Origin of the sequence: Thermoactinomyces daqus, assembly GCF_000763315.1 — a bacterium.
Classification (GTDB): domain Bacteria; phylum Bacillota; class Bacilli; order Thermoactinomycetales; family Thermoactinomycetaceae; genus Thermoactinomyces_A; species Thermoactinomyces_A daqus.
Genome location: NZ_JPST01000021.1, coordinates 36,063 through 49,284, shown reverse-complemented (window position 1 = coordinate 49,284; position 13,222 = coordinate 36,063). Strand labels below are relative to the sequence as shown.

The following is a 13,222-nucleotide window of genomic DNA, read 5'->3' as shown; positions in this document are numbered from 1 at the left end:
CTGCTTGTTGGCACCGTTCCATTTGCTCTTTTTGGCACGAATGCAAGTATCTCTGCGGCAAATAAACACCGCGTATTTTCCGTCTTTGCTCCGAAATTGCCGGTTGTTCCTCAATTTAAAAGCCCATCCGTTTCATTTCTCCCAGGTTGACCAAAGCAAATGTGTCAATCGACATTCATCACCGTTAAAAAGTAAGTCCCGAACGGGGAAACAGGCGAAGTCTCTTCTTCCCATACACCCCGCTTATTTTTTCATAAATTGTTCGTAATAGGAAGTGATCAGATACTTGGCGATCGGTCCGGCTGCAGTGGCTCCGTATCCGCCTTCCGGGACAACAACCGCCACCGCGATTTTCGGATCCTTTGCCGGAGCAAAAGCGATGAAGACCGAGTTGTTCACTCTTCCTCTGCCGGGAATGTCCTGCTCTGAAGTTCCCGTTTTGGCGGCAACTTCAAACGGCAGATCATCAAACAATCCGGCAGCCGTACCTCCGGCATGCGTGACATCCATCATCCCTTTTAAGACGGTATTGTAATCCTCCGGCTTGATGTTAACCTTATTCAACACCTTCGGTTTGATCACTTTCTCTTCATGGGTATTGGGGTTGACAATTTTATCCACCAGCTGAGGCTGAAGCCGCTCTCCTTTATTCGCCAGGGTTGCCGTATATTGGGCCAACTGCATCGTCGTATAGCGCTGGGCTTGACCAAATGAAGCCAAAGCCATCGCGCCCAAACCCGAATATTTTTTGGCCGTGAGCAGGTAGTCTTCCGAACCGTCCTGCTCTCCTGGGAGAGGAACACCTGTTTTAACCCCCAAGCCAAATTGATGTGTAAAGTTGCGAAACTCCTGAATCACCTTCATTCCATCCCGTTTGTACCACCGGGTTCCCAACCAGGCCATAAAGGTATTTGAGGATTTTTGCAACGCTTTTTCCGGTGTGAGATATCCGTAATCGTGGCCGCCCGAATTATGAATCGGCGGCGTCGCCTTAGCGTAATAAAATGAAACGGCATCCCGCCATACGGTTTCCGGGGAAATCAATCCCTTCGACAGCCCCATCAGCACCATCAGCGGTTTAAAGGTTGAACCCAAAGGAAGAACCGATAACGGATGTTTGGCATACTCTTTATCCGGATGACTGGAATTACGCGCATCATACGGTGCCTCGCGGATAGTGCCATTCCGGATCACATAGCTGAGATTGCGGTAATCTTTTTCCGTTACCCGATCATTCCATATGTTGGGGTCGTAATCAGGGTAACTGACCATGGCGCGGATTTTCCCGGTCTTGACTTCCATTGCGACAGCGTAGGCATTTTTGGCGTACGGAGCCCGGTTTGAACCACCAGACGTTTGCAGTTTCTTCAGTTGGTCGGCGATGAACTTCTCCGCCCCCAGTTGCATTTTCTCATCCAGGGTCAGATAAAGATTGTCTCCCGGCTTCGGTTCTACCTCTTTCAGCACATCGACCAGTTTGCCGGTCGAATTGACCCGGACCAGACGATAGCCGTTTTGCCCGCGCAATACATCTTGGTAACTGTACTCCAGACCGTCTACCCCGACCTGTTCCCAGTCCACATACCCGCCTTGATTTGACTTGCCATCCGCTTGTTTGTATTTGTCCATCGTTTCTTTCGCGCCGGCGTAGGGGCGTACATACCCGATCGTCTGTACAGCAAAGGTATCGTTTCGGTATTGGCGAAGCGGCTCGGTGAAGATATTGACTCCGGGGAACAGATCCGGATTCTCCGAGATTTTGACCACCTCTTCGGAAGTGAGCCGGTCCTTGATTTTTTTCGGATAATACGGCGGCTGTTTCCGCATCACATGCTTGCCGTGAGCATCCCGGCCGATATCCATTGCACTTAAGACATCGGCGAGCGGCATGTGCAGCGTTTGGGCCAGATGTTTCGCCGTGGCCATTTTTTCTTCGGGGCTGCTGTCCGGTTCCAGATAAATGGCGGAATAGAGCGACTGGTTTCCGACCAGAAGCTTGCCTGACCGGTCATACATTTTTCCCCGCGGAGCCACGATGGGAATCTGTTTGAAGTTATTTTCCACAGCCAACTGGTTGTACTTTTCTCCTGACCCGAGTTGAATCCAGCTCAGGCGCAGGGTAAGGATGACAAAAAGCAAGACGACGATCAACCATAAACTTTGCAAGCGCTGTGAAAACAGCCCATTTAAAGCTGATCTTTGCTTTAATTTCTTCATTGCAATGATCAACCCTTCATTTGTCTAATGCTTAATTTAGATACGAGTATTAGTTTATCACAAAAAATGCCGGGACAGAGAAGCGGTTTTCCAACCTTCTTTGACGATAATGTCCCGCAGTCACATATGGTGCAGGCTGCGGGACAAACGAATTTTTCAGCTCCAGAATTTCCGGTAAAACTTTATGGCCTGATATGAGTTGATCACACCGATGCCGATTTTTCCCGATTTGATTGAAGTTTGTGTCAGAATGTAGCGGATCTGTTCCGGATTCAGCGATGGATTGAGATGATATAAAAGTGCGATCGTTCCGGTAACATGCGGAACTGCCATTGACGTTCCACTCATTTCCCGTTTGGAATTGTTTAACCAGGCAGAGGGAATTCGATCTCCAGGAGCAGCGAGGTCAACCCCTTTGCCGTAATTGCTGAAAAAAGAGAGATTTCCGTCTTTTGAGACAGAAGTGACCGCAATCGTCTCCGGATAGCGCGCCGGGAAATCAATTTTCGCCGTCAATCCTTGGTTTCCGGTTGCGGCCACCATGATAATCCCTTTACGATGGGCAATTTGTATTGCTTGTTTCAGTGATTCGCTTAATTTGTCCATGCCGAAACTCATGTTGATGATTTGCATTTTATTTTCAATGCACCAGTTGATCGCGCTCAACAGATCGGACAAATTGGCACTTCCCTTGCGGTTGAACGCTTTGACCGCGTACAGATGCGTGCGCGGGGCCACGCCCACAATTCCTGTTTCCGCCATTCTGCCGGCGATGATCCCCGCCACATGGGTGCCATGGCCATTATAGTCTGTCGGGGAAAAATGCGGGGATAAAATATTGATTCCCCCCTTGTAGTTATCGCGGATTGCCGGATGATCGGCAGCAATTCCCGTGTCGATAACCGCTACTCGCACCCCGCGCCCCCGGCTGATCGGCCAAACCTTCGGGGCATCAACCATGGCTACCCCCCAGGGAATCTTTTGTTCATAGGGGGGAGTGACCGTCCCCACAATCGGTTCGGTTATGGTTATGCGAATATCCTGTTCTGTATACTCCACCGCCGGATGTCCATCCATCACATGCGAAGCGGAAGGCGTAAAATATTCACCGATGACGATCCCCAAATGAGTGAGAAAACGAATCGGCCGTATCCCTGACCGTTTCATATCCTCCACATAACGATCGAGCTGGGTTCCGTCCCGGAGATAAAAAATTTTTCGAACCCGCCGTCTCCGATGTATTGCTTGATCTGATGAAGGGAGCAGCCATTTTGGATTAGACATCGCTTTTCACTCCCATCTTCACTCATTGCCCAAAAAGTGAATATATTTTTTAACAGGCGGAAAGGGAGGTGGCATGAGATGGATAAAAAGAAGGAAATCCCCCCGTTGCCTGAAGAGCTCCTCAATCTGATCGCTGGCGATGATCCCGCCGATTATTGGACGCAAATCCACAAATGGGTGGGCAACCTTTCCAAAACGACAATGAACGTGGAAGAGATCTTGCATGCACTCCATTCTTTAAACACGGCGCTAAGTGACAAAGGTGCCTTCATGAAGATGATCCAATCTTTGGCGAATCTGAATCGGACACAGACGCAAAAAAGCACCAATTCTCAGGGAGGAAACGCCGGTTCAAACAAAAACAACGTTACGAAAACTCCGGCTAAACAAGGGCAAAACAGTAATGACAACAAGATGGAAAGCGGGCAAAACCTGACGGGGGACAGTCTCTACGATATTTTCAATTCCCCGGCGATGAGGGAAATTGTCAGAGAAGTGATGAAACAAAAAGGAAAGAAGAAGTGGTAAAAATTATTTTTTCTTGTTGTTTTTCTTGGTGGCCTTCCGGATCTCTGCCGGAACATTTAATTGAAATTCCTGAAATAATGCAGATGCTCCGTCCGGCGAACTGAGACGTTCAAGAATATGCTGCATGAATTCATCCGAGATCGGTAAACCCAGCAACTGGCGCATATACTCAAACAGACCATTCATCCCCTGTTTCTGCACGCTCTTTTTTGCATTAAACAAAATTTGATCCAGTTTCTTTTCGGTCATGACTTCGGAACCCGTCAAGGTATTGATCCAATCGGCAAACTCTTTTTTTGAAGGACGTGTAGCCAACTTGCTTCCCTCCCATCCCAGCGCACGTTTATCTTAGTAGTATGAAATGCGCAGCAACATTCACACGTTATTCACCCATGCAAATAAAAAAAGGGCAGAAACCCTGTCGGCTTCTACCCTTTTTTTATTCACACCCGCATTCTCTTGAACAGCCGGTCATCGTAAAATCGACATCCCGTCCGATGTCAATCACCTGCTGCCAAAATTCGGCCACGCAGGCAAGAGGCTGGCTGACCCCGTTGGCATCAGCGAAAAAATAACTTGTTTCCCTGTCCTCACCGTCTTCCAAAAAGGTGACATAAAGCACGCGGTAACCTGTGCGTCCCTTTTTCTCATCGATGATGTCGAAGTGGGCTTCCTGGCTTAACAGCAGCTGATCAAAAGGATGTTCCTCCATCCCTTCTCCCTGTTCGGAGCGGTAACGGAAACGGCAGCGGTCTCCATCCTCATTGATCACCGCTTCCTCCAAAGTGCCGTATACATAAATTTCGCTTTGTTCCAAATCAATTTTTCCAAACAGCAGCTCACGGTACTCCTGTTGGTACTCGTGAATCAGGCGTTCCAGTTCACTTCCGGTCATCTCCCGGGCCGAACAGGCAAAGTTGATATTGCTGCCGTGTGTAAACACTTTCATGTCTTTTTCTCCTTTTAAAGTCCAAGTCCCACTTATTATATCGAACTTTCAGATTTCCCATCAAGCCCCGGCATTCTTTCTCTGTTTCTCCAGTTCCCGCAACTCCACCCTGCGGATTTTTCCGCTTGTCGTTTTGGGCAGCGAGTCGACAAATTCGATTTCCCGCGGGTATTTATAAGGAGCGGTCACCGTTTTTACATGGTTCTGCAAGGTTTTGACCAATTCTTCCCCCGGTTCCACATTTTCCTTCAGAATGACAAACGCTTTTACAATGGAGCCGCGCACGGGATCAGGGCTGGCAACGACGGCGCACTCTTTCACGGCCGGATGTTTGACCAGCGCATCTTCCACTTCAAACGGCCCAATCGTGTAGCCGCTGCTGATAATAATATCATCGGCCCTTCCTTCAAACCAGAAATAACCTTCCTCATCTTTTCGCGCCCGGTCGCCGGTGATATACCAATCCCCGATGAATGCCGCTTCTGTGCGCTCGGGATCCCGGTAATACCCTTTAAACAACGCCGGGGAAGAACGATGCACGGCGATATGCCCCACTTCTCCCGCCTTTACTTCCTCGCCCTGATCATTGATGATTGACACGCGGTTTCCCGGAGTCGGTTTTCCCATCGATCCCAGTTTCGGGGGAATATCTTTCAATGTCGCGATGAGCAATGTATTTTCCGTCTGCCCGTATCCATCACGCACCCGTATACCGAAAACTTTTTCAAATGTGTCAATCACTTCCCGGTTTAAAGGTTCCCCTGCGCTGACGGCAACCCGCAGATGCGAGAGATCAAACCTTTCCAGCTTTTCCGTTTTCGCCATCATGCGATATTCTGTCGGCGTGCAGCAGAGTACATTCACCTTTTGATCCTGCAATAACCGGAGATATTTTTCCGGATGAAACGCTCCTTGATACACAAAAGCGGTCTCCCCCGCCCCCAGCGTCGAGACGAACGGGCTCCAAATCCACTTGGCCCAGCCCGGCCCGGCAGTGGCCCAAACAATATCCCCTTGGTGAAGATCAAGCCAGGATCCGGTCGCTGTCTGCTGGTGGGCGATCGCCCAGCTATGGTGGTGAATCACTCCTTTTGGTCCCCCTGTCGTGCCGGAAGTATAGGAAATGAAAGCGATATCATCCGGGCGCGTCTGCGGCAGCCGGATTTCGGAATCGCCTTGCAAACCGCTTAAGGAAATCCAATCTTTATGCGCCTGCCCGCGCACATACCGCTTAAAGGACAAACCAGTATCTGACGCAGCTTCATCAACTCTCTCCGTCAAGCTTTCATCGGCGATGACCGCTTTCACTTCAGCATGCTTCATCCGATACGCAATATCACCGGCCCTGAGCATTTCGGATCCGGGCAAAATCACCAAACCTGCTTTGAGACAAGCGAGATAGGCGATATACGCTTCGGGTACCCTCGGCAACAAAATATGAACCCGGTCGCCTTTGACCAATCCTTCCTTTATAAATGCAGATGCCAATTCATCTGACTTTTCTTTCAATTCCTGATATGTAACGATTCGCTTGTCCCCATTTTCATTCATCCAGCGAATGGCCACCCGGTCTTTGTCAGCATGCCGGTCAATATCATTTGCAATGTTATAAAATTCTGTCATCCTTACCCCTCCCGAGTAATAAAAATCTGTGATCATGACATCGAACAATCAAAATTATTCTATTAAAAAACCAAAAATCCCTTCTTGCAGCAAAATAATTGCGGTGACCGGACCGGCCACCGCATTCAGAAACCAGCTTATTCAATTGAGATTAACCAACGAAGCCTCCGCCAAGTTGTTGCTCAGCCATCGAAACGAGGCGTTTGGTGATTTCTCCCCCGACAGAACCGTTGGCGCGGGAAGTGGTATCAGGACCAAGTTGAACACCAAACTCTTGAGCAATCTCAAATTTCATTTGATCAAGAGCTTGAGCAGCACCAGCGACCAGCAATTGGTTGGAACTACGGCTGCGAGATTGTTGTGCCATGTGTTTTCACCTCCTTGGCTTTGTTGTTCTTATCATGCGTTTTTTGCTTCAATCAATACGTAGGAAAAATTGGATAAGATGGAGGAATTGCACCAGAAGGCCATCATTTGAAGGTGCTCCGCAAACGCTTTGCAAAAAAAGAAATCGAAGGCAATGGGTCAATTGAAACACAACCATTACGAATAAAATGCAATGTAAATCATATATTTTTGTAAGAAACTTTTCATATCGCCAGAAAGGTGGGTCGGAATGAGCAAATTCAGGCGCATTCCAAATCCTTTTACTCATCAGGAACGAGTGTGGTGCCCCTATGTCAGTCCCGATGACCCTTGTATCCCGATACGTAAAAAAAGGTATGTCGTACCTCCAAATCTGTTTTTAGGTTTCCAACCACCCTGCCTTCCCCAATTCCCTCCAAGTGAAGCACTCATCCACGGAACCCTATGGCCGATTCTGTACAGCCCCTACCATAAACCAAAATGGCAAAAAGGTGATGATTCATGAACCAAAAACACCAGCGTGAACTGCTGCGGCAGTTACAGGAGATCGATTTTGTTCTGGTGGAACTGAATCTTTATCTCGATACGCATCCCAGCGATCTGGAAGCATTGCAGCAATTCAACTGGTACGTGAACGAACGGAAAAAAATAGCACGTACATATGAAGAACACTACGGACCTCTGCGCAACTTCGGCCAAAGCATGAATCAGTATCCCAACGGCTGGAATGAAGGTCCCTGGCCCTGGGAAATCTAAGGAGGCTGATTTTTGTGTGGATTTACGAAAAAAAGTTGCAATATCCGGTTCGCGTTAGCAAATGCAATCCCCAACTGGCCAAGTACCTCATTGAACAGTACGGAGGGGCAGACGGAGAACTCTCAGCCGCCCTTCGTTACTTGAACCAACGCTATACCCTGCCTGACAAGGTGAAAGGGCTGTTGACCGACATCGGCACAGAAGAGTTTGCTCATTTGGAAATGATCGCCACCATGGTTTATAAATGAACGTATGCATTATGGATACCTTTGAAAACGCTTGTTTTTCCGCACACGGGGAAAAAATGCACAGACATCCGACATGTCATTCTGATCGCCTCAATCCAGATGGAACGATTTCAATTCCTGCCCCCACTGATTTTCATAGATCAATGACTTCAAATCCATCCGCGACTTCCAACCCAATTCTTCCAGCATCGGCTTTTCACGAAATTCCACCGGATATCCGATGCACAGATAGGCCACCAGCCTGATTCCCGGAGGAAGCCCTAAAATTTCTTCGACTCTCTCACGGTTGAGAATGCTGACCCAGCCAACGCCGACGCCTTCCACCCTCGCAGCCAGCCACATGTTTTGAATTGCCAAACAGGTGCTGAACAAATCGGTTTCCGGCATGGGCCCCCGCCCCAAAACAAACGGGGCATCCCGGTTTCGGTCACAAGTGACGGCCAGATTGACAGGCGCCTCCATGATTCCTTCCAGCTTCAAACGGCTGTACAATTCTTTTCGATCTGTTTCGGAAATCTGTTTAAGCTGATCAGCGTTCATCTCTTCAAATGAACTCTTAATCTGTTCGCGAATCTCTTTTGAATGAACCAGGATAAAATTCCACGGTTGCATAAACCCGACGGAGGGGGCATGATGGGCTGCTTGCAAAATCCGCAGGAGCACCCTTTCCGGAACCGGGCGGCCCGAAAAGTGGCGAATATCCCGCCGGGCACGAATCACCCGATAAACAACTTCCTGCTCCGCTTTGGAAAAAGTATCGCTCAAGAAAACGCCTCCCCATCCAAAACTGGTAATGACCGACAAACCCGGCTTTCTTGCAGAATACATTAAGCGGCATTAATGTCTCGGTTTTCATGAACACCTGCATTCCGGACATGTCCAATCCATCACCTGTTGCCAATTTTACAACGAACATTAGATAGATTCAAAAAAGGCGCAAAGCTCGCACCATAAGTGGAAAGCCCGGAAAACTTTGCGATAAATCGAACCATCCCGGGCTTTTTAGCTTGTATCCCTTATACGTTCTCCTTATTGGACAGGATGGCGGCAAAAGCAGTGCTTTCTCCCCAGCCGCTTAATGCACTCCTTGATTGAACTCATTGAGGCATTTTTGCAAAAGGGTGACTCCTTGGCTCATCACTGCCCCTCCACCGATGGCAGCCGCCACGCCAACTGCTTCCAATATTTCCTTTTCCGTGCATCCTTGATCAATGCACCCTTTGGAATGGTAAACCATGCAGTACTCATCCTGAGCATGGAGACTGATGGCCAATGCGATAAGATGCTTGTATTTCAGGGGAATTTCCCCCTCCTGAAAACAATGCGACGTAAATTCATTGTAAGCCCGTACAAGATGCGGCATCTTTTCCGCGAATTTGCCAAGCCCTTCCTTATAATGGATTAAATGCTGTTGAACCGAATCATGTTGAAATGTTGATTGGGCATTCATGATCTTCACTTCCTTCGCTTTGGTATCCTTATTTAATGTGAGAAATTAACCCTCTTTTTATCCTTTGAATTGGTCAGGACAGTACCGGACCATTATTCTTTTTCGGCATGGAAAACGAACTGTGCAAATGCCAAAAAACCTGCCTTTTGTTATAAAACAATTATGAAATTACCAGGAACAGCGTTGTACATTCGCGCAATCCAGTCCCCGTTTGTTGGGGTATAATAAAAGTAAGAAAGAATAAACCAAATTTTTTCAATTTTTTTATGGCAGATTGGTAAAACAAAGAATCTTAATTAAATTTTGCGGGAGGTAGAGCGGATGGGCGCATATGTGGTGATTGATCCCGGCCACGGCGGTAAGGATAGCGGGGCCACAGGCTTTGGTTTAAATGAAAAAGACGTCGTTTTGGAACTATCAAAAAAAATCAATGACCATTTCGGAAAGTATCAGGATGTAACGGTATCTTTAACCAGGTGGGATGACCGTTTCATAGAATTGAACGAACGAGCGGATTTTGCCAATAAACGCAATTGTGATCTGTTTATCTCGATCCACAATAACTCAGCCAGTCCATCAGCCAATGGCTTTGAATCTTATATTCATCCGAACGCCTCCAGTTCAACAGTGCGTTACCAAGACGAGATCCATAAACATATCATGCAGTATCTGACCCAATATCAAATTCATGATCGAGGCAAAAAACAGGCCAATTTTGCTGTATTGAGAGAAACATCGATGCCCGCCATCCTGCTTGAAAACTTATTTATATCCAATCAAAGAGAAAACGAATTGCTCCGGGACTCCTCATTTTTGGATGGTTTAGCAAATGCCATTGTTGAGGGTGTCGCTTCAGTATTTCAATTGAGAAAAAAACCGGCGATGTACCGGATTACCGTGGATGGCCAAGCTGTTTATGATACAGCCTATGAATCCAAGATCGTTGATGCCGTATTGGAAGCAGTTCGCAAACATGCACAAGAGATCCAGTTGAAAAAGCTGTAAAAACCGGTGTTGGTGGCAATCAAAAAAAAGCCGCCCGGAATCATTCTCATCCGGGTGGCTTTCTGCAATTCTTCTTGATTTCATGACGAAGGCAAAACCGGGGGCCGGATCCGGAAGATCACCAACATCGCGAAACAGAAGCAAACACTGTTCGGTTGCGCAGGATCCCGGCCGCAGATGGCACGCTTGCCGGCCTGTGAAGCAAACAGACTTTGTCAGCAAGCGATGGGCGTATTTCCCACAAGCGGAAAGAATCAAATCCCCTACTCTTTGTCAAGCAAGGAAGCTCCGGCGATTACGGGATGCGTCATCTCATAGGGGTCCAGGATCAGATCCAATTCTTCTTCAGTTAAGACATCATATTTCAAGCATAATTCACGAACGGATTGGCCGGTAAGGATGGCCTCCCGTGCAATTCTTGCGGCAACTTCATAGCCTATATGGGGATTGACTGCGGTAATCACACCGACGCTGCTTTCCACATATTCCCTTAGCTTTTCCTCATTCGCTTCAATTCCCGCCAGGCAGTAATCAGTGAAAACACGGAAAGCATTATTCATAATCGTGATGGATTGAAGCAAGTTAAATACGAGAACAGGTTCCATGACGTTCAATTCAAGCTGACCGGCTTCAGAAGCCAGACAAATGGTATGGTCGTTGCCAATGACCTGAAATGCCACCTGATTGATGACTTCAGCCATCACCGGATTTACTTTGCCGGGCATGATGGATGAACCGGGCTGACGGGCCGGCAACCTGATCTCGGAAAATCCCGCACGAGGTCCGGAAGCCATCAACCGTAAATCATTCGCGATTTTGGACATGTTCATCATACATACTTTCAATGCCGCAGAAACTTCCGTATAGGCATCCGTATTCTGCGTGGCATCCACAAGATGTTCAGCACTTACCAATGGGAACCCGCTGATTTCAGAGAGATGTTTCACTACACTCCCGATATAGCGGGGATCGGCATTTAATCCTGTACCGACCGCAGTCGCCCCCATATTCACCTCATATAAATGTTGTCGTGACTGTTTAATTCGCTTGATGTCACGCTCCAGCATCCGGCTGTACGCTTCAAATTCTTGACCCAGACGGATGGGAACGGCATCTTGCAGATGGGTTCGCCCCATTTTTATGACATGGTCAAATTCTTTTGCCTTGGATTTCAACACACCATGCATAGATTCCATTGTATCAAGCAGTTTTTCCAGGAGACTCAGTGTTGCAATCCGAATGGCAGTGGCAAATGCATCGTTGGTGGATTGGGACATATTTACATGCGTGTTCGGGCTTAATATAAAATAATTCCCCTTTTGCTCGCCCAAAAGTTCGAGTCCCCGATTGGCAATCACTTCATTGGCATTCATGTTGATGGAGGTTCCGGCTCCCCCCTGAATCGGATCAACCACAAATTGATCATGCCACTTCCCGTCGATAATTTCTTGAGCCGCGGTGAGAATGACTTTTCCCAAGCGCGGATTGAGCCGGCCGATTTCCATATTGGCGAGGGCGGCAGCTTTTTTTACCATCGCAATGGCGCAAATCAAGGAGTGGTGCAGGTGATATCCGGTGATCGGAAAGTTTTCTTTTGCCCGCAATGTCTGAATGCCATAGTAGACATCGGCGGGAATTTTCTTTTCTCCGAGAAAATCTTTTTCCGTTCGATAAAGCTCTTGATCACTCATCCGCCTATCAACTCTCTTCTTCGTATTTAAGGGTTATGTCATTTGCAATCGGCGATTCCATCATCCGCTTCACCTCTTGCAAATCATTTGTCTGACCAAGAACCCACATCATTTTCGGAACAATGGCCTCGGTATTCATATCTCCGGAAAGAATAATTTTATTTTGAGCCGCTTTTCTGTCGACTTCATACAGGGTCAAATCTTCCCCTTCTTCCAGACATTGAGTGGTGATCACAACCGCAACCCCTGAAGCGATCAGCTCCTGCAATTTCGGAAGAAGGTTTCTGCCCTGAAAGGGGATTCCCCCGCTTCCGAAACTCTCAATAATAACACCCTTGTATAAATGCTTCAGATAATCAAAGAGCTCCGGTTTCGCACCAGGAACCAATTTCATCAAAAACACATCCGGACACAGTGAAGGATTAAACTGAAGTTTACCGTGCCTTGGCGGACGAACAGGATTGTTATAAGTCACTTTTGATCCGTTTATATAAGCGATATAAGGATGATTAATGCTCTCAAAAGCATCATAACTCTTGGTTCTCAATTTAACCGCCCTGGTTCCCTGGATAACCCTGCCGTCAAAAACAACAAAGATTCCCCCGATATCTTCACAGGCGAACCGGATCGCATCGGCAATATTTTTCTTGGCATCGGTTCGATTAAAACTGATCGGAACCTGGGAGCCGGTGACCACAATCGGTTTTGCCGCGTTTTGCAACATATAGGAAAGGGCTGCAGATGTATAGGCCATTGTATCCGTTCCATGGGTGATGACAAATCCGTCGTAGTGATCGTAATGATCAGCGACGGCCTCTGCTATTTTCACCCAGAACTCAGGTTGCATGTTGGTACTGTCAATATTCATCAAAAGTTTGCTTTCAATATGGTAATCCGGGTGTTCTTTCGGCAAGAATCCCAAAAGTTCTTCAGCTTTCATTCCGGGAGCCAGCCCTTCTTCCCCTTTCAGGGAGGCGATGGTTCCACCGGTGGCCAGCAACAGCAGTTTTTTCATATCCTCCACCCCGATCTAAAAGACAGCGTTCAGGCTCCATCCTTAAAACAGGCAAAGATAAACTTTTGAATCGCAGTCTATAATGTACGC

General features: G+C 47.6%; 14 protein-coding genes and 1 pseudogene. 5 read left to right on the top strand and 10 right to left on the bottom strand.

The window, feature by feature from the left end:
* Positions 1–243 precede the first annotated feature (243 nt).
* Both JG50_RS0110185 and JG50_RS0110180 read right to left on the bottom strand, forming a co-directional pair.
* Positions 244–2,217, bottom strand: a complete 1,974-nt coding sequence (locus tag JG50_RS0110185; RefSeq protein WP_052154186.1) for a peptidoglycan D,D-transpeptidase FtsI family protein — start codon at positions 2,215–2,217, stop codon at positions 244–246.
* A 156-nt stretch (positions 2,218–2,373) separates the two neighbouring features.
* Entirely contained in the window at positions 2,374–3,501 is a 1,128-nt protein-coding gene (locus tag JG50_RS0110180; protein WP_052154185.1) for a S8 family peptidase, read from the bottom strand.
* Positions 3,502–3,579: 78 nt separating this feature from the next.
* On the opposite strand from JG50_RS0110180, the gene JG50_RS0110175 reads away from it, so the two are divergent.
* On the top strand, positions 3,580–4,029 hold the full coding sequence (locus JG50_RS0110175; RefSeq protein ID WP_033101017.1) for a hypothetical protein: 450 nt from the start codon (positions 3,580–3,582) through the stop codon (positions 4,027–4,029).
* Between the two features lie 3 nt (positions 4,030–4,032).
* On the opposite strand, the gene JG50_RS0110170 is transcribed toward JG50_RS0110175, so the two are convergent.
* The 4 genes from JG50_RS0110170 to JG50_RS0110155 form a co-directional block, all read right to left on the bottom strand.
* The gene (locus JG50_RS0110170; RefSeq protein WP_033101016.1) at positions 4,033–4,344 is read right to left on the bottom strand and encodes a hypothetical protein; all 312 of its coding nucleotides are present in this window, start codon (positions 4,342–4,344) and stop codon (positions 4,033–4,035) included.
* Positions 4,345–4,468: 124 nt separating this feature from the next.
* Positions 4,469–4,978, bottom strand: a complete 510-nt coding sequence (locus tag JG50_RS0110165) for a hypothetical protein (protein ID WP_033101015.1) — start codon at positions 4,976–4,978, stop codon at positions 4,469–4,471.
* A gap of 60 nt (positions 4,979–5,038) precedes the next feature.
* The gene (locus tag JG50_RS0110160; RefSeq protein WP_033101014.1) at positions 5,039–6,601 is read right to left on the bottom strand and encodes an acyl-CoA synthetase; all 1,563 of its coding nucleotides are present in this window, start codon (positions 6,599–6,601) and stop codon (positions 5,039–5,041) included.
* 151 nt (positions 6,602–6,752) lie between these two features.
* Positions 6,753–6,968, bottom strand: coding sequence for an alpha/beta-type small acid-soluble spore protein (locus JG50_RS0110155; protein ID WP_033101013.1), 216 nt, complete (start codon positions 6,966–6,968; stop codon positions 6,753–6,755).
* A gap of 249 nt (positions 6,969–7,217) precedes the next feature.
* Here JG50_RS0110155 and JG50_RS19350 point away from each other — a divergent pair, with 249 nt between their 5' ends.
* The 3 genes and pseudogenes from JG50_RS19350 to cotJC all read left to right on the top strand — a co-directional run.
* The gene (locus JG50_RS19350) at positions 7,218–7,472 is read left to right on the top strand and encodes a spore coat associated protein CotJA (RefSeq protein WP_081943843.1); all 255 of its coding nucleotides are present in this window, start codon (positions 7,218–7,220) and stop codon (positions 7,470–7,472) included.
* Positions 7,469–7,723, top strand: coding sequence for a spore coat protein CotJB (locus tag JG50_RS0110150; RefSeq protein ID WP_033101012.1), 255 nt, complete (start codon positions 7,469–7,471; stop codon positions 7,721–7,723). Before JG50_RS19350 ends, JG50_RS0110150 begins: the two co-directional genes overlap by 4 nt.
* Positions 7,724–7,737: 14 nt before the next feature.
* Positions 7,738–7,968: pseudogene (cotJC, locus tag JG50_RS0110145) on the top strand (spore coat protein CotJC); the annotation flags it as partial.
* Positions 7,969–8,061: 93 nt separating this feature from the next.
* Here cotJC and bluB read toward each other — a convergent pair.
* On the bottom strand, positions 8,062–8,736 hold the full coding sequence (gene bluB / locus JG50_RS0110140; protein ID WP_033101011.1) for a 5,6-dimethylbenzimidazole synthase: 675 nt from the start codon (positions 8,734–8,736) through the stop codon (positions 8,062–8,064).
* A 310-nt stretch (positions 8,737–9,046) separates the two neighbouring features.
* A complete protein-coding gene (locus JG50_RS0110135; protein ID WP_033101010.1) occupies positions 9,047–9,421 on the bottom strand; it encodes a carboxymuconolactone decarboxylase family protein in 375 nt (124 codons plus the stop codon).
* Between the two features lie 321 nt (positions 9,422–9,742).
* On the opposite strand from JG50_RS0110135, the gene JG50_RS0110130 reads away from it, so the two are divergent.
* Positions 9,743–10,426, top strand: a complete 684-nt coding sequence (locus tag JG50_RS0110130; protein ID WP_052154184.1) for an N-acetylmuramoyl-L-alanine amidase family protein — start codon at positions 9,743–9,745, stop codon at positions 10,424–10,426.
* A gap of 263 nt (positions 10,427–10,689) precedes the next feature.
* On the opposite strand, the gene aspA is transcribed toward JG50_RS0110130, so the two are convergent.
* Positions 10,690–12,117: an aspartate ammonia-lyase gene (aspA, locus tag JG50_RS0110125; RefSeq protein ID WP_033101009.1), complete on the bottom strand. Its 1,428-nt coding sequence runs from the start codon at positions 12,115–12,117 to the stop codon at positions 10,690–10,692.
* Between the two features lie 7 nt (positions 12,118–12,124).
* Positions 12,125–13,132 (bottom strand): asparaginase, encoded by a 1,008-nt coding sequence (locus JG50_RS0110120; protein ID WP_033101008.1) that lies wholly within the window; start codon positions 13,130–13,132, stop codon positions 12,125–12,127.
* Between the last annotated feature and the right edge of the window lie 90 nt (positions 13,133–13,222).

Excerpts from the sequence above, each read along its gene's own strand:
- JG50_RS0110155 (WP_033101013.1), bottom strand. The coding sequence starts at position 6,968 with ATGGCACAACAATCTCGCAGCCGTAGTTCCAACCAATTGCTGGTCGCT.
- JG50_RS0110165 (WP_033101015.1), bottom strand. The coding sequence starts at position 4,978 with ATGAAAGTGTTTACACACGGCAGCAATATCAACTTTGCCTGTTCGGCC.
- JG50_RS0110150 (WP_033101012.1), top strand. The coding sequence starts at position 7,469 with ATGAACCAAAAACACCAGCGTGAACTGCTGCGGCAGTTACAGGAGATC.
- JG50_RS0110185 (WP_052154186.1), bottom strand. The coding sequence starts at position 2,217 with ATGAAGAAATTAAAGCAAAGATCAGCTTTAAATGGGCTGTTTTCACAG.
- JG50_RS0110130 (WP_052154184.1), top strand. The coding sequence starts at position 9,743 with ATGGGCGCATATGTGGTGATTGATCCCGGCCACGGCGGTAAGGATAGC.
- JG50_RS0110160 (WP_033101014.1), bottom strand. The coding sequence starts at position 6,601 with ATGACAGAATTTTATAACATTGCAAATGATATTGACCGGCATGCTGAC.
- JG50_RS0110180 (WP_052154185.1), bottom strand. The coding sequence starts at position 3,501 with ATGTCTAATCCAAAATGGCTGCTCCCTTCATCAGATCAAGCAATACAT.
- JG50_RS0110135 (WP_033101010.1), bottom strand. The coding sequence starts at position 9,421 with ATGAATGCCCAATCAACATTTCAACATGATTCGGTTCAACAGCATTTA.
- JG50_RS0110175 (WP_033101017.1), top strand. The coding sequence starts at position 3,580 with ATGGATAAAAAGAAGGAAATCCCCCCGTTGCCTGAAGAGCTCCTCAAT.
- aspA (WP_033101009.1), bottom strand. The coding sequence starts at position 12,117 with ATGAGTGATCAAGAGCTTTATCGAACGGAAAAAGATTTTCTCGGAGAA.
- JG50_RS0110120 (WP_033101008.1), bottom strand. The coding sequence starts at position 13,132 with ATGAAAAAACTGCTGTTGCTGGCCACCGGTGGAACCATCGCCTCCCTG.
- JG50_RS19350 (WP_081943843.1), top strand. The coding sequence starts at position 7,218 with ATGAGCAAATTCAGGCGCATTCCAAATCCTTTTACTCATCAGGAACGA.